The organism is Paenibacillus typhae, assembly GCF_900099765.1.
Taxonomy (GTDB): domain Bacteria; phylum Bacillota; class Bacilli; order Paenibacillales; family Paenibacillaceae; genus Paenibacillus_AQ; species Paenibacillus_AQ typhae.
This window is the reverse complement of the sequence record NZ_FNDX01000001.1, coordinates 192,928-211,740: the sequence shown is the minus strand read 5'-3', so window position 1 is coordinate 211,740 and position 18,813 is coordinate 192,928. Positions and strand designations below refer to the sequence as shown.

Annotated in this window: 9 protein-coding genes; 1 reads left to right on the top strand and 8 read right to left on the bottom strand. The window is 38.2% G+C overall.

Annotated elements, in window-relative coordinates; translation table 11 throughout:
• Window positions 1-132: 132 nt before the first annotated feature.
• Together BLR64_RS00840 and BLR64_RS00830 are read right to left on the bottom strand one after the other, a co-directional pair.
• Window positions 133-2,166 (bottom strand): DUF5693 family protein, encoded by a 2,034-nt coding sequence (locus BLR64_RS00840; protein WP_090711253.1) that lies wholly within the window; start codon window positions 2,164-2,166, stop codon window positions 133-135.
• A gap of 323 nt (window positions 2,167-2,489) precedes the next feature.
• Complete coding sequence (locus BLR64_RS00830; protein WP_090711249.1) at window positions 2,490-2,867, bottom strand: hypothetical protein; 378 nt, start codon at window positions 2,865-2,867, stop codon at window positions 2,490-2,492.
• A 266-nt stretch (window positions 2,868-3,133) separates the two neighbouring features.
• Here BLR64_RS00830 and BLR64_RS00825 point away from each other — a divergent pair, with 266 nt between their 5' ends.
• Entirely contained in the window at window positions 3,134-3,853 is a 720-nt protein-coding gene (locus BLR64_RS00825) for a 4'-phosphopantetheinyl transferase family protein (RefSeq protein ID WP_090711247.1), read from the top strand.
• 203 nt (window positions 3,854-4,056) lie between these two features.
• Here the strand turns inward: BLR64_RS00825 and BLR64_RS00820 are convergent, their stop codons facing one another.
• Genes BLR64_RS00820 through BLR64_RS00795 form a run of 6 tightly spaced genes read right to left on the bottom strand, consistent with a single transcriptional unit; the run spans window position 4,057 to window position 18,804 of the window.
• Entirely contained in the window at window positions 4,057-4,587 is a 531-nt protein-coding gene (locus tag BLR64_RS00820; protein ID WP_090711245.1) for a cupin domain-containing protein, read from the bottom strand.
• Between the two features lie 14 nt (window positions 4,588-4,601).
• The gene (locus tag BLR64_RS00815; RefSeq protein WP_090711243.1) at window positions 4,602-9,224 is read right to left on the bottom strand and encodes an AMP-binding protein; all 4,623 of its coding nucleotides are present in this window, start codon (window positions 9,222-9,224) and stop codon (window positions 4,602-4,604) included.
• A gap of 29 nt (window positions 9,225-9,253) precedes the next feature.
• Window positions 9,254-12,769, bottom strand: coding sequence for a condensation domain-containing protein (locus BLR64_RS00810; protein WP_090711242.1), 3,516 nt, complete (start codon window positions 12,767-12,769; stop codon window positions 9,254-9,256).
• Between the two features lie 12 nt (window positions 12,770-12,781).
• Window positions 12,782-14,002: an ACP S-malonyltransferase gene (fabD, locus tag BLR64_RS00805; protein WP_090711240.1), complete on the bottom strand. Its 1,221-nt coding sequence runs from the start codon at window positions 14,000-14,002 to the stop codon at window positions 12,782-12,784.
• 1 nt (window position 14,003) lies between these two features.
• Entirely contained in the window at window positions 14,004-16,538 is a 2,535-nt protein-coding gene (locus BLR64_RS00800) for a non-ribosomal peptide synthetase (protein WP_090711238.1), read from the bottom strand.
• A gap of 52 nt (window positions 16,539-16,590) precedes the next feature.
• Window positions 16,591-18,804 carry an ABC transporter permease gene (locus BLR64_RS00795; RefSeq protein WP_090711236.1) on the bottom strand — a complete coding sequence of 738 codons (2,214 nt, stop codon included), beginning with the start codon at window positions 18,802-18,804 and terminating at the stop codon, window positions 16,591-16,593.
• Between the last annotated feature and the right edge of the window lie 9 nt (window positions 18,805-18,813).

Sequence of the window (18,813 nt, the reverse complement as noted above, 5' to 3'; positions counted from 1 at the left end):
AAACTAATTCGCACCCTATCTTTAAAATTTGAAGTTACTGTTCAAGGAAATAACTTTTTTATACGACAATTAAGTGAACATTTTTTCAGAAATGGAGTGCTGTCTGGTTTCATCTGATTTTTTGAGTTTTCTTCATTCTTTCATCCCAAACCATTTATTATAGCCCCTTACTATTCGGCCCTCCAGCAATTGCCAAATAACGATAAGCAATAATCCGATGATTAGTCCCAGGCCAAGACCCAGTAAAATACGCACGCTAGAAATATACAGCGGTGTATGTAAGTGAGCAACCGTATCAATAATTGAAAGCTGTCCTATTGTACCTATAATGATTAGCACTCGAGCATCCCTGTACCTAGTACTTAAAAAGAATCCCAAGAGTAATAAGGGATGTGCTATTAGAAACTCTTTGGTTCTTGGGCGAACGCCAAAAAACTGTTCTATCTTTCCTCGCAATATGATTTCGAGTGAAGAGACTGTCCCACTATTTCCGGTCCGGGACAAATAATAGTATCCCACTGCTCCAATGACTAATAGCGCTAGAATCCATACAACTGTAATTTGCGATTGCAGCAGCTTTTTGAAATTCACTATCGAAGACCGCCTTGAAAATACAACCGTATACAGCGAGACGAGTAGAATGGGAGCTAAATGGAGCAGACTTACTCCTCTAAACTGTTCGAGACGTAAATTATATGTAATATCGCTCAGCAGGCCAATTAAATAAGGAGCCGAAAGTCCAGTAATCATAGTTGTTGAAATCAATAAAAAAACAGATATTTCAATACGTTTTTTTACGCTAAAACCTTCAGGTGACTTCCTTTGTTTCCTTAAGTATTTATCAATCCGTTTGATTGACCAGATCATTGCCATGGTTGAAGTACTTATTCCTGTGCCAAGTGCCAAACCTTGCATGGCGAATGCAGGAGAAACACAATAAAGCGTAACACTACCAAAAAGCACGAGTAAAAAGGCCGGCAATAGTAACTTAGGAAAAAAAGCCGCTACCAGCAATGTAATAATCGCCACTGCCCCCAAAGCTATAACTGCTTTAAGTAATTTGCTCTCAGGAATACCCGATCTTTCAAATGCACTTGCCTCACCAATCGAAAAGCCCACAGATTCTATTTTATCTATAGCTCCATTAGGGGAACCAATTGCTCTATAAACATTATCCAATGAATTTGTAATTTCAGATTTATCCGTGCTTCGCATTACTGAACCGTTCAGGTAGAACATTCTAATATTCCGGTCTTTTGCAGCAAGCAGGAACCTCTCTGCGATTACATCCGTCTTTAAGGCTGCAGCATCATTTTCTGACAGTGAGTATAAGCGAACTACGTCATAATCTACTACATTAGCAAGTGTTTCAAATCCTGATTGCGGAGTTTTCAGATTCTCAATGGCAGCTAGTCCAATGTTGTATTTGTTCAATAAATCCCCAAATGAGTTTAGTGATTTCTTCTCAGCCTGATCACCAAAGCCTTTTACAGCACTTCCATCAAAAAGAATTCGTTTTACTCCTAGCTTTTGAAAATCAACTAGCATTCTCTCCGTGGCCTCTTGGTCAAAGGGACGGTCTTGGTCTGATATTCGGGGTATGATTCGAAATCCTTCATCATGAATGAGCTGTAATGCGAGCGGGTCTGGTTCCATGTTTTTAATCAGAGCATTTTCACTGGACGTTTCTATTATTAATCCGGAACGATTACTGAAGGACCAGTTGCTTACCTTAATATTGTCTTTGTTAAATCTTTTTTTAATAATTGGACTTAGTACGTCTTCTTCTTTTTCACTGGTAAAAAGAACATATGTAAAGTTCCTATTTAATATAGGTATCTTTTGCTGCAATAAAGCAGCTTGTGATTCATTATAAATGTTGAGCCTCCCTGCCAGTTTCAAATCATTCAATGTTGATTCGTATACAGAGATTGTGGTGATACCAGCTTCTTTCATAGATTTAAGTTGAAGCTTTACAAACGTCTCTGGATTAGACTGGTATGAGGCAATCTGCAGCAAATCGCGAAAATCAAATATAAATTCTACTTGCTTGGAGGTTTTCTCCATCATCCATCTTGAGTACCCCAGCGGCATTGCTGCGACTACACCCAAAAATACAGAAATCCACAATAATCTTTTAAAATAAACACTCCATTTTTTATTCAAAACGTCATGCCACTCCCCTATACTTTCTAATTATTCATAACAGTACATTTAATATACTACATTATGTAGTGTATTAAATGTACTGTGTACCTGTCAAATATAGACTTCATTAATGAGTATTCGTTAATTTCAACGTCAAAAAAACACCTCACGCATGATGAAGTGAACGGACATACGATCACTAAAACATTCGGAAGGTGCTTTTTGTAAGGGGGTTTGAAGAACATCATTGATAGTTTTACTCTGTAATATAGATAAAAAAAGCCCCTTCTTACTTAAACAGGCTACCTCACCTGGTAAATTCAGGAGGATCGAGTCTTTTATCATCTCCTTCGTCCTCCATACTTAACCCATTTCCCAAATTTACGGTCTAATAAGATTGACAGAATCGCTACTAAAATAAGCACCCCTACATCCCTTTGCACATGCAAGAAAGACTTTTCTTTTTTTAAATAGTATTTAGAAGGATCTACGCTCGTAGCAGTCGATGGTAAGATTGAATTCGGAGATGTTGTATTACCAGTCGGAATTCCGAGCAAAGGAACTGATGAAGGCAAGGTCCCTTTTATTTGATAACCAAGAAAATCTTTATGGAACGGAATGTTGCCATAACTAATACTAACTACCAAGGGGATGAAAAAAAATACAACAAATCCAATAATGAAAAAGGTTGTGCTTTTTCTAGAAAACACTCTTTTCACATTCCCTCCTCCTCCCTTAATCATAACAATTCATAATTTATGTTTATGTTCTTTTCATTCATCACATAACTCTACACACCAACGAAATTCCATTAACTTTTTTTCCTCTTCTTTCCGGTCAAGATTGTACGAACATCCATATTTTTATTGCCTAGTATTTATAAATCAATAAGAACTCTATATTAATGAAGTATCTCAAAGGAAAACAGACTTTTACGAGGAATATATAAATTGATATAAATAAACTATTTTGAAAGGTATCTTTTATGGAAATATTAGCAGTACGTTTGAAATTTCATGAGGAACAGGAATCAACTAAAAATTTTAAGGAAATTCTTAAAGGAATAGATCCTAATATCCGGCAGAAAATTCATAAGTTTCATCGTTATGAAGATAAATTAAGATCACTTTGTGGAGAAATGCTACTACAGATCTTTTCCTATTATTATTGGAATTTCCCCCGGAAAAGTATAATGCGAGAAGTAAATAGCTATGGAAAACCTGTCTTTGCTAATTATCCTGAGCATCATTTCAATATTTCCCATTCTGGAGATTGGGTGGTTGCAGCTTTTGATAATTCCCCAGTCGGGATCGACATTGAAAAAATAGTCCCCATTGATTTGGAGATTTCAAAGAGTTTTTTTGCTTCTTCTGAGTTAAATGTGATCCAAATGAGAAATAACAAGCAAGAGCAAATCAAGCTTTTTTACCAAATATGGACGCTAAAAGAAAGCTATGTGAAAGCAATTGGTAAAGGATTGTCTATCCCCTTAAATTCTTTTGCTATAGACTTCTCCAATGGAAAGCCAGTTATTTTACAAAAATCTAAAAGTGATTTTTTCATGTGGAATCTTATGCAATACAATCTCAATAACGAATATGCCCTATCCGTTTGTAGTCAAAACCCGAATTTCCCAAAACAAATAAGGCTACTGGAATGGGAAGAATTAAATCAATATTTCGCTAAGATTAATAGTAATTGTTAGCGAGAACCACTGTTAAATGGAATATAGATCTCACTTGTCAAAATAGGATAAGAAAGAGTTTTATGCCACTTAGAAAAGACGCTCCAATGGAACGTCTTTTTTGTAGCTATGGAATTTATTCTCGCATGATTCGAGAGTAACACCTTCAGATTCTACTACTGCTCAAAAATCCCCTCCTTTGATGTCGAAAAGAAACATCTCATTTATTTATAATCGGCTTTATAACCAAGCCAATTTCCAACAGGTCCCGCAAGATTGATGTACAGCTTCTGTAGAAAAATGTATTTTGGATAAAAGGTTTGATTTTTCATATTAAAGCTTATAGCTGCAAGATGCAACAGTCCAGGAACACCGTGCTCATTGGTTTTATTCTGTTTGGATAAGTAAAAAATTGTCCGGTAGTACTGCTCAAAATTCATGCCTGGTGAAATCTTGGCTCTCAGAATTAATTCACCAGTTCCACTGTTCCACCCTGTATGTGGAGTACCGGGTGGAATGATCGCTTTTTCTCCTGCAGTAAACGTTCGTTCGATGCCGTTGATTCGGCAAGTCATTACACCTTGAACTACTTCAAAAGATTCCTCCGCTATTGGATGAAGATGTTCTGGTGCAGTAGGTGTCCGGGGCAGACAAGCATATTCATAAATGAAATCATCACTTCCATTTCCCGCAGATTCAATAACTGTCAATCGTTCCCCTGTGAGGAGATTTTCAATAACGTCATTATTATTCAATTAAAGATCACTCCTTATATAAAATTCACTTCTTTACAGTAATCAGTCATTTTCCGGATATGTTCTTCACTCACCGCCGGCCATTCAAATTTCAACTTTTGCAATAGGCTAACTGTTTTTTCTGAAATCATAGTAAAGAAGGTCTCATCAGTATTTAAAATTCTGGAGTGCAACAGGATATTCTCGACGTATTCCTCAGCATACGTCTCATTGCGTTTGCTATACAAAAAATCGAGAAAAGCTGGTGGAGAAATAGCCTCAACACCTAATCCACTTTCATTAAACATTTGGTTTAGTTGCAGTAAGCTGATGAACTTATGATTATAAACATGATAAATCGCCTGTTTATTGCCGTGGACTCCCATAAGAAGTAAAATAGCCTTGCTAGCAGAATTCACAAACGTAAAATCGATATGATGTGGGCTTTGTTCAGGCATTTTCCTCAACCGGATAAAAGATTTCAGAGTTTTGTAAAAACCATTTTCTTCAATATTCTCTTGAAACTTTCCTGACTCTGAATGACACACTAAGTTCCCGACTCTATAGATTTTTGCGGTTAATCCCTCTCTACAGGCTCTAAGCACCATCAATTCTGCTTCAAGCTTGGTTTGAGTGTAGAAATTATCTATTTGTTGACCTACGTTGCAATCATCCTCAGTAAACAAGATGTGAGGTTGATTATTGACCGTTCCACTGGCTATACCCACGGTTGAGATAAAGTGCAAGCACTTTTCCCGCCCCGAAAGGGCGAAATCAATGATATGCTCAGTTCCTGTCACATTCACCTTATAAAAGTCATCAAGTGCTCCATAATGCTTAACATTTGCCGCTGCATGTAAGACCGTGTCTATTTGGTTGATCAACTGGTAATAACACATTGAATCCACACCAAATTGTACTTTCGTTAAGTCTCCGCAAATTACATGAATCCGATGTTTGTGTTCTTCGTAAACGCTGGCACCAAAATAGAATTCTATTTTGCGTATTAATGTATTTACGGCGTCTCTTTCATTTAAGCCCCGCTTTAGAATATAAATATGATCCTGTGAGGTGACTAATATTTCATACAATAAATGAATCCCCAAATACCCTGAAGCACCCGTAAGCAGAATTTGTTTCGGAAGTTTATAATCTCTCTGCTCACCTACTAAATACAATTCATCATTGTAACTTTTAGAGTACCGCTTCATTTTATCATCTATTTCCTCAGCCTGTTCAGCACGATTATGAGAACGCGATATCCATTGCTTGGCTTGCTCTATTTTTTGTTCTAATGAGATACCTTTAAAATGAATTTGAGTTGCTAACGTCTCAACTGTTGGATATTGGAATAGCTGATTGATTCCAACTTCAAACTGTTCAGATAACTTTGAAATGACCCGGACTGCTTTAAGCGAATTACCTCCTACTTCAAAAAAGTTATCTGTTACCCCGATTTTGTTAACCGCCAATACATCCTGCCAAATCTCGCATACAGCAATTTCAATTTCATTCATCGGTGCCCTATAATTTCTCAGTTTGGTAAGCAGTCTTTCTTCTGGCTCTGGAAGTACCTTACGGTTCACCTTCCCATTCGAGGTGAGAGGCATTGCCTTTAGTTCTACGAAATATGCAGGAATCATATATTCCGGCAACTCTTTTGACAACTCTTTTCTAATATCAGCTACATCAACACTTGAATTATTGGCTACATAATACGCACATAAGTAACGGTCTCCGCCCTCTTCCAAACGATCAATCACAACAGATTCCTTTATGTATGGCAGTTTAAGAAGTTTATTATCAATCTCGCCAAGCTCAATTCGATATCCTCTTATTTTAACTTGTTGATCAGCTCGTCCAAGAAATTCAATTTCCCCATCCGGGAGCCATCTTCCCAGGTCACCACTTTTAAACATTAGCGTTCCTTGTACAAATGGATTAGCGATAAATTTATCGGTTGTCAACTTGTCTCTTTTCAGATAGCCTCTTGAAAGCCCCGGACCTGCGATGAATAACTCTCCTGAAGCTCCAATTGGCTGTAAATGACCATAAGCATCCATAATGTATACAGCAACATTAGCAATCGGCATACCTATAGGAATGACTGTATTATTTATATTTAACTGCCCGCTTGTGGTTACTACCGTATTCTCCGTGGGACCATAATTGTTCACAATTTTATATGAAGTAGGTTTAATAATTCTAAGGGAGTCCCCGCCCGTCAATAAATATCTTAATGACTGATTGTCGAACTCCATAAATTGCTCACAGACTTGCGTAGGTAAAAAACTGATTGTAATCTGCTTCTCCTCAAAATATCTATTCAGCTTCAGCATATCCAGCTTAAGGAAATTGTCAATATAGTAAACTGCAGCGCCTTTCAGTAAGTAAGGAAATAACTCCCATACGGAGGCATCAAATCCAAATCCCGCATATCTTGTTGCTTTATCATTTGAAGTGACTTGAAAACGTTGATTATGCCATTCACATAAATGAACAAGCCCACGATGCTCAATCATGACACCTTTAGGCGTTCCGGTGGTCCCCGATGTATAAATAATATATGCAAGGTTATCAGGGCCTGGCTTGCGATCTGGATTATTCAGCGTAATGATTGAATTCAAATCACTCCGACTGAACTGGTATTTATTTTTCTTCTTTTGTGGAACTCTATTGTTCTTTTTCAATTTATTGATAACCAATAAAACATCATATCTATATTCGGTTAACTCATTAGTAATATTTCCCTGTTTCCCTGTGAACTCGATGCTTTCAATGTTATCTAGTTCACATTGCAGATCCTCAAAGAATGCACGTGATAAAAACAGTTCTTCCTCCCACTCTAGTTTTAAAGCCTGCTTTTGCGCTGTTTGTAGTTTGCTGGCATACTGATGCAGGGAATCTGTAAAGGCACTCTTGCTGTCTAAATCCATAATGTCGCCTATGAAGATAATTCCCTGCTCCGGAATCTTTTCAATTGCTTTGCTCAACACTTGACGAAAGTAATTGTGGCCATGAAAGCACTGTACTACACTGTTCATAATGATGACATCGAAATTGCCTGGAATAAAACCCACTTCATGGGCGGGCATCTTACCCAGACGGATATTCTTAATTCCCTGCTGGTCGATCTTCAATTGATTTTTCTCCAGAATAGCACCAGAAAGATCTGTTCCATAATATTCAAGGACTAGAGGTGCAATCCGAAACATTGTAATGCCTGAAGCGCAACCTATCTCTAACACTTTCTGATTACGATTCAAATAAGGCCGCAGCTTTGCCAGTACATTATCACCATATTCATCCATCTCTTCTTGACTAAAATTTAATCCTGTATAGCTGTTAACCCAGCCTCCACCTGTGATATCGTCTACTGAAACACTCCCCATGTACTCCCAGAGATTCTCATCCATTAAGCTATTCGCTTCATTCTCCACCTCATCATAAATGTAAATACTATCCAGACAGATATAACTTTTCATTTCTGGACATTCCCACTGAAGGCGATTCAATATTCTGATGTACTTTTTAGATGAGATCAAAATTTTGATTCCTGCATCCTTTATGATCGTACGAATACGCTCTTCTGGATTTTCAACGTCTAGCGGGACAAAAGTGGCTGATGCCTTCAGCACTCCTAACATTGCAACTGCCTGCTCCACCGATTGGGGAAGTAGAATGCCCACGGGTTCTTCTACGTCTATGTTGTGCTTAAGCAAGAAATGCGCCAATTGATTAGCCCGGTCATTTAATGCTTCATAGGACAGCGATTGGTTATTGTCAATGACTGCCGTTAAAGTAGGGTGCTGCCTTACCGCTATCTCAAAATGTTCTACAACTGAGCCCAGATTTGAAGCTGTACTTTCAGCAAAGCCACTGTACATTTGTAATAAATTATCTTGCTCTGCTGTAGTTAATAAGTCAATTTGCTCCATGGTTTCATCCGGATGCAAGGTTAGCCAATTCAATAATTGGGTCAGGTGCTTAACATATTGCTGAACCGTTTCAATAATATGATATTTGTTGTTAAAATATACAGATAATGTGATCATTCCAGCTTCTTCATGCATTTTAAATAAGATTTCGGGTCCCAAATTCTCTAATGCTACAGAGGGATGAATCCCCTCAAACATAACAATTGTTTTAAATGTATCCGCAGAATTACCAGAGGTATTATTGAGATATTCAGCATACGCAAGATTTTGATGCAAATAAGCTTCCGAGACAATCTGTTTAACGCTGGCTAAATAATGTTTATAGCATACCGTCCAATTCACTTGAGTCCGAATTGGTAGAAGCTTCGCGGATGAAACTTGTGATAGTTTACCACCATTATTAAGTGGTGGTATACCCACCAGAATATCTGAATTACAGTTATATTTGCTCAATAACAAATTTAGCGAAGACAACATAAACAGAAACAATGCATTCTTATTTCCTCTGCACTGGGATATCATCCGTTGAGCCAGAGGCACATCTATAATATGGTTATAGCACTGCTGATCTGAGACACACTCATTAAATTGAACAGCTGTTGCAGATGCAGCAAAGCCGCTCATTTGCATATCTTCTTCAAGAATTGTTGACCAGTAATGCAGTTCATCCTTATCTTGCTGGTCTATGCCCTTATAGCCAGTTAATGATTGATTAACCAATATAATCGCCCCAATCTTATTAGTTCAATTTAGAAATCAAAATCCATTTCCTGAAAGAGCTTTGCCGAATTGGTTGCATCTGCTCTTTTTAATTCAAGCTCTTTAATAAGTTGATTACGATCTTGAGTCATTTGGATTAATACCAACAAATAATGATGTGCCATGTTCCTCATTGTCTCTTCTTGGAACAGTTGTGTACTGTACTCAAAAGTAAATAAAATATCCGTTTTTCTCGGAAAAGCCTGCAGCGTAAAATCAAATTTCGAGTTTGAGTTAATGCTATAGGAACTCAATTGAAGCTCCCCGCATTGAAGCGAAGACATTCTTCCGTCCTGCAGCGCAAAGACGACATCAAACAATGGATGTCGATTAACACTTCTAGGCATCCCCAATTGGTCAATCAAGTCTTCAAACTGAAAATCCTGATTTTGAAATCCACTTAGTGCGTTCTCTTTCACTTCTTCAATAAAGCCTTTGATCGATTTGTGGTTATTTGGATAATTTCGCAGAGCAAGCATATTAACAAACATCCCGACCATCTTCTCTGTATCCGCACTCCTTCTTCCTGAGATCGGAGTGCCTACAATTAAATCTTCCTGTCCTGAATATTTAAACAGTAACAAATAATATGCTGAGAGTAGGATCATAAACAAGGTGGATTGCGTTTCCAGGCATAGTTTGTTAATAGCACCGAATAATGATTCATCTGCATAAAACTCAAAGATGTTGCCCTCACTGTTTTTTAGGGTTGGGCGCGGGTAATCTGTAGGAACATAGAGCGTCGGAATTCTTCCACTGAATTGATCGAGCCAGTATTGACGCATCTCTTCTAATTCTTTTGATTGAAGGAAACGGTTATGCCAGCCGGCATAGTCTTTATATTGAATAGGTAAGGCGTTTATTTCTGCCTTGTTATACAATTGAACAAAATCCTGAAGCAAAATTGACAGTGATGTGCCATCCGAAATGATATGATGCATATCAATCAACAAAACATGGTTCCCGGCGTGCAGACAAAACAAGTTGGCACGTATTAACGGGCCTTGATTCAAACTAAACGGTATAATGAAATTCCGGATGTGGTTGGGTAGTTGCTCTAGGGTAGAATGCTGATGATGTAAAGTAAAGTGAATTTGATCGGAGATTCTCTGTACAATCTCTCCGTCAACGTCGTGAAAGGATGTTCTGAATGCCTCATGCCTGTGAATGAGTTGTACTATAGCCTCTTCAAGCCTACTGTAATCTACAAGCCCCTCTACTTTGATAGCAAATGGCATATTATAACTTATCTCTTTACCAATCATTTGCTGCAGAATATAGATTCTTTTTTGAGCTGACGAGATCGGATAATACGGCTGTGGAGGTAGAGCTTCAATTATATATATACTTTGATTCCCTACTCCAAAGTATTCTCTGTGTTCTATAACATGCGCAAGTTCGCTAATTGTCTGCCACTTCAAGACATCGGCAATAGTTATTGTAGATGAGCAAATCTGGTTGTATCTATTTACAATTTTGGTGGCAAGGATCGAGTCCCCCCCCATTTCATATAAAGAACTATGAATGTTAATGCTGGTATAACCGAGCTCTTCAGACCAGATTTTTCCTAAAAGATATTCTGTTTCCGAATACATCTCGGAATTCGCTTTTCCTTCAAGGGAAAAACCTCCTACAGCCTTTGATACAGAATCATCAGAATCAGGAATACTAATCCAGCATCTCTCTCTCTCAAAAGGATATGTAGGTAGAGGAATAGTATAGCGATGCTTCTTATTGTAGAGACCAAGCCATCTGATATTTTCTCCTTCAGTATAAGCTTGTGCTAATTTCACAAGATGATCTGAAATATCTGTATTAGTGCTCTTCTTAGTCTCCTTATCTCCATAAAAAATGGGTCCTTTTCCATCACGATAATCGTCTAACACTCCTCCTATCAAACGATTTAAATATTCCTTTAGTTCAGCGATACTTTCAACTATCATTGCTATACGAAAGGAATGAATGGACCTTCCTGTATTAGCTGAATAACATAAGTTCTTAAGATCAATATCCTCGTGATCTGTTAAAAACTGATAATAGCGATCTATGTATCGGATCAATGTTCTCTTGGAATTAGCGGTGAGGGTAAACACTTCAGGTGATGCTCCTTCCACTGTTGGGGATCCTTGAAGACGAGGGGCTTCTTCAACTACAATGTGACAATTGGTTCCACTGAAACCAAAGGAGCTTATTCCCGCTCGTAAGGGAAAGTTCTTTTCCCATTTTTTCTTACGATTTACGAGATATATCGGGGAATTCAAGAAATCAATTTTTCGATTCGGCGTGGTAAAATGAATGCTTGCCGGGATTTCCCTGTGTTGCAGGGACAGTACCAACTTCAACATACCTGCGATCCCTGCACAATCGTACAAATGACCAATGTTGGATTTCAACGAACCAATTCCGCAAAACTGCTTACGATCCGTAAATTTTTGAAAGGCTGCATGAATTCCATTGATTTCGATAGGATCTCCTAAGTTTGTCCCCGTCCCATGCGATTCAATATAAGAAATTGTCTCGGGTTCGATCCCTGCATCTCTCCAAGCTTTCACAATAACTTCAGTCTGAGCCACTACATTCGGAGCAGTAATACCAATAGAAGCGCCATCTTGATTTACAGCTGTCCCCTTAACAACGGCGTATATATGATCGCGATCTTTCAGGGCTTCATCCAATGGCTTGAGTAATATTGCCGCTGCCCCTTCACCTATACCTGTCCCGTCTGCAAGATCATCAAAAGCTCTTGTCCGCCCGTCCATAGATTCAATGCCAATCTTCTCCTGAACATTAAGAGGAAGCAATACAGTCCTTACTCCCCCAGCCAATGCCATACTGCACTCACCACTTCTAATGGCACTGCATGCAAGATGAATTGCAACCAATGATGAAGAGCAGGCGGTATCGACCAGCAGGCTTGGCCCCTTTAAGTCAAGCAAATAAGAAATTCTGCTTGGAATAATTGAAGCCAAATTACCAGTAACTCCCGCTGCATAATGTTGTTTATTCGTATCTGAAGCCATTAGCCGGTATTGGCTCCCTTCAGAATCTGCCATGTAACCAACATAAACTCCAGTGTTAGTTCCTTTGATTTTATCGCCGCCATACCCTGCGTCCTCCAGACATTCCCATGCTGTCTCTAAAAAAATACGCTGGTTAGGATTCATCATATTAGCTTCTATAGGTGTTATACGGAAAAACGAATAATCAAATTGATCTACTTGATCTAAATAGGCTCCCTCAATAAAATCAAAACTGTGTTCAGTAGGACGAATAGACTTCAAATAGTTTTCAGCATCTTGTTTTCTTACGGCCGGAAAAGTACGAATACAACTCGCGTCGGCAGACAACACATCCCAGAATTCTGTATAGTTATCTGCGAACGGAAATCTGGATGATAATCCGATAATCGCTATATCTCTACTTCCAGTATTCACCATATGTTCTCTGTCTTGCTTCGTGTACTCATAATTAGTTGCATTTGCTAAAAACGAGAATTTCTTTGACATTTCAACACCCCTTTATAATTGAGAGAGAGACCTTTGAATCGGGGCTAACCTGGACTCGACCTCAAGAACATTAACTTTTTTAAAAAACAGAATGGCCTTCAATAATTCTATCGACTCAATACCCCGTTGCCTGAGGTTGCTGCCTGTTTCTTTATCAGCTTCATCTTTCATCCTTTTCAGTTTTTCGTATGGGGGGAAAACAAAGTTCGTATAATCATCATCCAGATTAATATTCTCAGTGCTAACTGCATTGGCCAAGCATGCATCTATGATTTGCACGTAGACCTGCAACTTTTCACTTTCTTCCGGTTCTTTGGGCTTGTAATTGTCTATATGCTCAATTAAATAAGCAGGCGATTGTTTAGATATTTGTTTCATAAGACGTCCAAGAACTTGTCCTGGACCCAGTTCAATAAATTGATCTACACCTTGAGCAAGCAAAAATAACATTGAATCATACCATTTAATTGTACTGGTCATTTGTTTCGTTAATAACGGGATGATATCATTTTCACTTTTATATGGTTTAGAGGTTACATTCGATACAATCGGATATTGTAAATAATGATAAGTATGCTTTTTAAGCTCTTGATTCAAATCAAGCGCGGCTCTGTTCATCAGATGACAGTGAAATGGGGCGCTTACTCTTAACGAAATACTTTCTCCTCCCGCTTGCTTGATCTGCCGTTCCATGCAGCTAATGGAATTTGTATCTCCCGACACAACAAATTGTTCAGAAGAGTTGTAACATGCAATCTCAGCTCCCCGTTTGCCCATCACTCCGCTTAGATTGCAGAGATGATTCAAGTAAGAATAGGAAATTCCACGTACAACCAACATGGAGCCTTCACCATGTGGCACTGCTTTCTGCATGATTTTTCCACGATGGCTAACCATTGTCACCGCTTTAACAAAAGGGATTGCTCCACTGCAAGCTAGTGCAGTATACTCACCCAGACTATGGCCAGCCATATAGTCCGGCTCGTTGCCTATCTCTTGCATATACACTCGAAACATACTGTAACTCAATGTCAATAATGCAGGTTGGGTATATTCCGTATTCGATAGTTTGTTCTCATCTGCACCGAAGCTGAGTGCAGCAAGGTCATATCCCAAAGCATCAGAGGCTTCTTCATATATTTTTGATACCATACTGTATTTGTCATATAGCTGCTTGCCCATGCCCGCAAATTGAGATCCCTGCCCTGGAAATAAAAACACTGTTTTCCCCACGCTATACCTCCTTGACTAGATTACAGGCCATTTCTGCCAGATAATCAAATGAATCCTTTAGTGCCATTTCATGCATTCTTCTTGGTTCGAAATAGCAACCAACCGTAATGCTGTTAGCTGTAAGTTCAAACTCGATCACAATATCAAAATAATTCAACAATTCAATTCCAGATCTTTTTAACGTCTTATCATAAACAAAGACGGCTGCTTCAGTTAACTCTTTCTTCAGTTTAATTATCTGCAGGTCGTCTAATGAAAAATAAGACTGATTGCCTTTTTGTAAATCCATGTCTAATGTATCTATGAATGAGAGTTCAACGCTGTTCTCTTGCTCCAACATTGTGTTGAAGACAATGTTTTTCGCATCTGCCAGTTTTGAGAGGGCTACACCATAGCAGAACGCTAAGTATTCACCGATGGTGATTTGTTGTCCCGTACATACTAAAGATAGATTTTTGAAGGTAGACCCGGAAATGGTGAAATGATAACCATTTGAACGATTTGCATTTGTCGAATTGTTCACAAAAAAAGCGGATGATAATTGAATACAGGAAATACTAAAGGCATCCCTGCAGGATAGAAACCGAGCCATTTTGACAATAGTAGGATTTGCAAATAAATCTGTTACAGAAATATTGCGGTTAAATGTTTTTTCCATTAGATCGGCCATTTGGTTAACAATTAGTGATGTAGCTCCCGCTTCAAAAAAATTGTCGTTGATACCAAGCTTGAGATCCGGGTAATACCTCCTCCACAGCTCCACCAATTCGTCTTCGAGCCCGAAGGATGTTTCTTTAGCAGATAAGGATGTTGATTCGGATAGGATTTGTATCTCGTGCATTTCTCTTATAACAATTTCAAACTTACCTTCCTCATACCACTGATTCAGCATAAAACGTTGAATTTTCCCGCTAGTTGTTTTGGGCATTGTGCTTAATGGGATTATGCAGCTAACGTCCAGGCCCATCTTCCCACTTATATACCGTTTCAACTCTGTAGATTGCTTTACAAATCGCTCAAGCGGATGTTTGTTCCAAATGAAAATGAAAAGCTCATCACTTTCCCGTTCCTTATTCCACACCCCACAAGCAGCTATTTTTCCTAATTCGATTCCATCCATTTGCTGTGCCACAGTCTCTATATCAGAAGGATAGTAATTTTGCCCGTTTACAAAAATAATATCCTTTGCTCTTCCAGTTACAATAAGACGCCCATCGCGTATAAATCCTAAATCCCCGGTATTTAGCCAACCATCAGCACTTATGATTGCAGCACTTCCAGCAGGATCGTTATAATAACCTGTTGTTACATTCTCGCCTTTTATATGTATGATTCCGACATGTTTCTCCGGAAAGATTATGCCCTCTTCATCACAGATACGGATCTCACAATACATAACCGGAAATCCTAAATCCACGACTTCCCAATGTTCTTCATACTGATTAAGCTCCATTATTTCACAGCCGATTGATAATCTGCTCCGCTCCACATTAACTGTAGCAAGACCCTCATGAACCGGTGAGAACGCAACCGCAAGACTTGCCTCAGCTAGACCATATACATTGAATAAACTTGATCCGGTTAACTGAAAGGGCTCCATTCTAGCAATAAATTCCCGGCAAATTCCCGGGGATATCGGCTCTGCACCATTGAATATGAGCCGGACACAGCTAAGATCCCAATCTTTATCCTGTACATTTCTAAATGACTGCAAAAAGTGCTTATAACCGAAGTTAGGTGAAGAGGTTAATGTCACTCGGTGCTCATTAATTTTATCAAACCACAACGACGGTCTTCTGATAAAAAGATCTGTAGGTATGAGAAATAGATCGACCCTGTTAGCCAGAGCTCCAAGATGAAATCCGATTAGTCCCATATCATGTGTTAAGGGAAGCCAGCTTAACGCTTTATCTTGAGACGATATTACAGCACCTGCAGTGATCCCTTCAATATTAGTAACTAGATTACGGTGAGTAAGCACTACGCCTTTTGGCGTCCCTGTTGAACCCGATGAGAACTGTATAAACGCGATATCATGGGGCTCAGGCCAATATAGAGGTTGTTCAAACATTGAACTGTTGTTATTATCCAGATCACTAAAATCTTTCTCAAGTGAAAAGGCTCGTCTATTTACTCCCCCATCCATACCAGTCATATTACTTTTGTTAGCGAAGTTCTCCAATTCAGCTAAGGTTTTTTCCGATCCAACGACATAAGGATGGTTTAATATGCTCCAAATTTTAAATATTTTCAACTTATGTTCATCGTTATGTCCGACACTTATCGGTACAGGTATTATTCCACCAATAATACATGCCCAAAAGACTAATAAAAATAGTTCGTTTTCTTCAATTTGCATGATTAATTCTTCACCGGGATTGACCCCTTTGCAACGAAGACGTTGCAAGACTTTTTGTGCATTATGCAATAGCATATTATAAGAAAGATACTTCTCGCTTCCATTCTTAGAGATAAATGTTACCCCTCGTTCTCCTCCGCCTTTACGAATCATCTCAATTAGATTTTCAAATGCCATTGTCTACTCCCCTTTATTGATTATTTGGTACACATATAACAAAATTGCCTGCTTATTCCCTGCTCCTTAACACTTCCAGCAAAGATATTTGCTTAATATGCCGAGCCAACATAAGTTGGACGGTGATATAGGATATGAAGACAATTCCAATAGTAACAAGGTATAAATTAAACGGAATAACACTTTCAAACCCTGCAGCAATATTTGAGATCATATATGGCCATATACGTTTTACAATCCAAGTACTAAGTGGTAATCCTAACAATACTGCAAGAGCAACTGTATAAGATGTGTTTCCCAAATATAATTTCCTTACTTCCTTTTCGTTATAGCCAAACATTTTGATTAAGGCAATGCTTGATATAGCTTTGTCTACCATCATTTTCAGAAGAAGATATAACACCAATATAAAAATCACAATAGAGACTGTAAGGAGCAACGAAATTAAACTTTTCATAATATCATGAAGTTTAGCAGCAGACTGGGCTATATCTTCTAGTGTTATAACAGATGCAATTAAACTTTTATCAATTTTTAATTCATTTGCAGACAATAGAATGTTGTAGTATCCCTCATCCTGCATAAATACTTCTCTCACGTACTTAATATCTGCAAATATATATAGGCCTGGTGAGTATGGTACTACACCTTTAACTTTAAATGTGTAAGACTTATCATTAATAGAATCCCTCAGATCAATTGTGTCGTTTGGACCTAAACCATATTTATAGGCTACAGCATTAGAGATGTATACCTCATCACGAACCCCGCCCACTGTAAATTTGAAGTATGGATTCTCTGGGCGTATTCCTAGCAGATTTATTTCCAGCTCTTTGCCGGCTATGCCTAAGTAACTATAGAGTGGTTTGACAAAGGCCTCTTCAGCACCAGCAGGAATTTCACTGAGAGGGTATTTCATTGCATACATATAGCTATACTTAGCATCCTCTGTAGCATGGTTAACATAGTTAGTGATAGTTCCATTAATACCGAAGCTGAAGACCATTAATAAAATTGCCAGTATTAAACCTGCAACAATGGTAATATTGGCTTTCATTTCTCTCAAGAATTGGCGTATGCGGAAACGTAAAATGAAGCCTATATTGCCCAGATTTACATTTATACTTTTGTTGTAGTTTTTTTCTTTTCTGAGCAATTGAAGTGGAGGAGTAGATAACTTTCTGTTGATGGCTAAAATGTTCACAGTCCAAGTTATTATCAAAGGAATTGCTATTCCATAGACTATAAGGTAGGGGCGAAGCACTGGTTGAATTGATGGAATAGAGTAATAGGATGAGGTATCCTCAAGGTAAGGAATCAATAAATAACCTAATATAACGCCTATTAAAGACGCTGCAAAAACAAGAAAGCAGGGCAATATCATATAGTGTTTAATTAGATCTTTCTTGCGGTAGCCTAAAGCATAAAGAGCACCAATGACCGAACTTTCCTTATCAAGGTTATGAGCAACAAATATAGATATCATATACGCCACTAAAATTAATACAATAACACCTGCTATAAGGGCACTAGACTTATTAATTTGTGAATCTGATTTCACTCCGTCAATTCTTGTATTATCGCTTGCCTCAATAAAAAATGTTAAATCTCCCTTTATGTATTCCTTCAATTCTTTTGCGGATGCGCCATCAGTGAGAAGGAAACCATAATTATACGTTATACCGTATCCCTGCTCCGATAAATTTTTGAATGCTTCCTCTGAAATAAAACCAATGCTAAATTTCTCCGGATCAGAGACCACATCAAATGGATTTTTAAGTACAAATGAATAATCAGGCGCCGAACCTATACCTGTCACTACATATGTTTCATCATTAACTTTCAATAAATCGCTCAGTGCTATACCCTGACTTCTAGCAAAGTTTTTGTCTACGGTAATATTATCTTGAGAATTTGCAAGACTGCCACTATCCAGCTTAACAATATTCATAATTTCTCTGTTCTTAAAAAGTCGCAAGGTCCCAGCGTTCGAAATAGTTCCATCCATATAGAAATTTTCTGCTAAAATTACTCCTAATTGCCGGATATCAGATTCCTGTTTACTTGAAAGCGGAGCAATCACCTCAAATTCTCCATCTTCAATTATATTATTGATTTTGTTGGTATCAACTGTATGAAACACCGAGTCGGCAGCCCCAGCCAAACTTACAACAATACTTACGCTAAGAACTACCAGGAAGAATAATGCGCCGTAACGGTACTTATTCCAGGCTAGTTCTCTTCGAATCCTTTTATTAATGATCATAATAGTCAC

Coding starts and splice junctions, on each gene's coding strand:
- BLR64_RS00810 (WP_090711242.1), bottom strand. CDS start 12,769: ATGTCAAAGAAATTCTCGTTTTTAGCAAATGCAACTAATTATGAGTAC.
- BLR64_RS00825 (WP_090711247.1), top strand. CDS start 3,134: ATGGAAATATTAGCAGTACGTTTGAAATTTCATGAGGAACAGGAATCA.
- BLR64_RS00795 (WP_090711236.1), bottom strand. CDS start 18,804: ATGATCATTAATAAAAGGATTCGAAGAGAACTAGCCTGGAATAAGTAC.
- BLR64_RS00800 (WP_090711238.1), bottom strand. CDS start 16,538: ATGGCATTTGAAAATCTAATTGAGATGATTCGTAAAGGCGGAGGAGAA.